15 tRNA genes and 1 rRNA gene are annotated in these 1,650 nt (G+C 49.2%); all 16 read left to right on the top strand.

From position 1 onward, the window contains the following. The first annotated feature begins 88 nt into the window (after positions 1 to 88). The 16 genes from rrf to KI356_RS26725 all read left to right on the top strand — a co-directional run bounded on the left by rrf (position 89) and on the right by KI356_RS26725 (position 1,616). Positions 89 to 204 (top strand): 5S ribosomal RNA (gene rrf, locus KI356_RS26800). Positions 205 to 212: 8 nt separating this feature from the next. Continuing rightward, positions 213 to 287, top strand: a tRNA-Asn gene (locus KI356_RS26795). Positions 288 to 289: 2 nt separating this feature from the next. After that, positions 290 to 381 (top strand) — tRNA-Ser (locus tag KI356_RS26790). A 19-nt stretch (positions 382 to 400) separates the two neighbouring features. Then, positions 401 to 475: transfer RNA gene (locus tag KI356_RS26785), tRNA-Glu, on the top strand. A gap of 5 nt (positions 476 to 480) precedes the next feature. Then, positions 481 to 556 (top strand) — tRNA-Val (locus tag KI356_RS26780). Positions 557 to 580: 24 nt separating this feature from the next. Further along, positions 581 to 657, top strand: a tRNA-Met gene (locus KI356_RS26775). Between the two features lie 57 nt (positions 658 to 714). Beyond that, positions 715 to 791: transfer RNA gene (locus KI356_RS26770), tRNA-Met, on the top strand. Positions 792 to 794: 3 nt separating this feature from the next. Further along, positions 795 to 870, top strand: a tRNA-Asp gene (locus KI356_RS26765). A 9-nt stretch (positions 871 to 879) separates the two neighbouring features. Then, positions 880 to 955, top strand: a tRNA-Phe gene (locus KI356_RS26760). Positions 956 to 965: 10 nt separating this feature from the next. Next, positions 966 to 1,041, top strand: a tRNA-Thr gene (locus tag KI356_RS26755). Between the two features lie 10 nt (positions 1,042 to 1,051). Continuing rightward, positions 1,052 to 1,135, top strand: a tRNA-Tyr gene (locus tag KI356_RS26750). 8 nt (positions 1,136 to 1,143) lie between these two features. Continuing rightward, positions 1,144 to 1,217 (top strand) — tRNA-Trp (locus KI356_RS26745). Between the two features lie 19 nt (positions 1,218 to 1,236). Beyond that, a tRNA-His gene (locus KI356_RS26740) sits at positions 1,237 to 1,312 on the top strand. Positions 1,313 to 1,376: 64 nt separating this feature from the next. Further along, positions 1,377 to 1,451 (top strand) — tRNA-Gln (locus KI356_RS26735). A 5-nt stretch (positions 1,452 to 1,456) separates the two neighbouring features. Then, positions 1,457 to 1,531: transfer RNA gene (locus KI356_RS26730), tRNA-Gly, on the top strand. A 14-nt stretch (positions 1,532 to 1,545) separates the two neighbouring features. After that, positions 1,546 to 1,616: transfer RNA gene (locus KI356_RS26725), tRNA-Cys, on the top strand. Positions 1,617 to 1,650 lie beyond the last annotated feature (34 nt).

Below are 1,650 nucleotides of genomic sequence, written 5' to 3'. Positions count from 1 at the left end.
AATGTTATCTAGTTTTGAGAGAACATAAAAAACTTGTTGACTTTATAAGTGAATAAGGTATAATAATGTTTGTCTCAAAAGAATAATGTCTGGTAATGATGGCAGAGAGGTCACACCCGTTCCCATACCGAACACGGAAGTTAAGCTCTCTAGCGCCGATGGTAGTTGGGACCTTGTCCCTGTGAGAGTAGGACGTTGCCAGGCAATATTATTCCGCAGTAGCTCAGCGGTAGAGCTATCGGCTGTTAACCGATCGGTCGTAGGTTCGATTCCTACCTGCGGAGCCATTGGAGAGCTGTCCGAGTTGGCCGAAGGAGCACGATTGGAAATCGTGTATACGTCACAAGCGTATCAAGGGTTCGAATCCCTTGCTCTCCGCCATAAGGAATTTATAATATTTGGCCCGTTGGTCAAGTGGTTAAGACACCGCCCTTTCACGGCGGTAACACGGGTTCGAATCCCGTACGGGTCACCACTTTTGGAGGATTAGCTCAGCTGGGAGAGCACCTGCCTTACAAGCAGGGGGTCGGCGGTTCGATCCCGTCATCCTCCACCATATAAATTATATGAATAATATTGTCGCGGGGTGGAGCAGTACGGTAGCTCGTCGGGCTCATAACCCGAAGGTCGCAGGTTCAAATCCTGTCCCCGCAACCAAATATTTTCGTAATTTGGTTGCTAACACTTATCTTATAATTATATAAATAATATTATCGCGGGGTGGAGCAGTACGGTAGCTCGTCGGGCTCATAACCCGAAGGTCGCAGGTTCAAATCCTGTCCCCGCAACCAAATGGTCCCGTGGTGTAGTGGTTAACATGCCTGCCTGTCACGCAGGAGATCGCCGGTTCGACCCCGGTCGGGACCGCCATTTTATGTTGGCTCGGTAGCTCAGTCGGTAGAGCAGAGGACTGAAAATCCTCGTGTCGGCGGTTCGATTCCGTCCCGAGCCACCATTTTTTTTATGCCGGCTTAGCTCAATTGGTAGAGCAACTGACTTGTAATCAGTAGGTTGGGGGTTCAAGTCCTCTAGCCGGCACCATGTAAGTTTCGGAGGGGTAGCGAAGTGGCTAAACGCGGCGGACTGTAAATCCGCTCCTTCGGGTTCGGCAGTTCGAATCTGCCCCCCTCCACCATTTTACATAGGGGCATAGTTTAAAGGTAGAACTGAGGTCTCCAAAACCTCCAGTGTGGGTTCAATTCCTACTGCCCCTGCCAAATATATAAACACAACATGGCGGTTGTGGCGAAGTGGTTAACGCACCGGATTGTGGCTCCGGCATTCGTGGGTTCGATTCCCATCAGTCGCCCCATTTTTATTTTTTAAAATTACAAATAAAATAATGGATACTTACATATAATTAAGTAAAACTTCGGTGGGCTATAGCCAAGCGGTAAGGCAACGGACTTTGACTCCGTCATGCGCTGGTTCGAATCCAGCTAGCCCAGCCATTTTTGCGGAAGTAGTTCAGTGGTAGAATACAACCTTGCCAAGGTTGGGGTCGCGGGTTCGAATCCCGTCTTCCGCTCCATTTTAACTTCATATGGCGGCATAGCCAAGTGGTAAGGCAGAGGTCTGCAAAACCTTTACCACCGGTTCAAATCCGGTTGCCGCCTTAATTATTATGCCGATGTGGCGGAATTGGCAGAC

Origin of the sequence: Bacillus hominis (genome assembly GCF_018332515.1) — a bacterium.
Lineage (GTDB): Bacteria > Bacillota > Bacilli > Bacillales > Bacillaceae_G > Bacillus_A > Bacillus_A hominis.
Note: the sequence above shows the minus strand (reverse complement) of the source record. Positions and strands in the feature narration are given on the sequence as shown.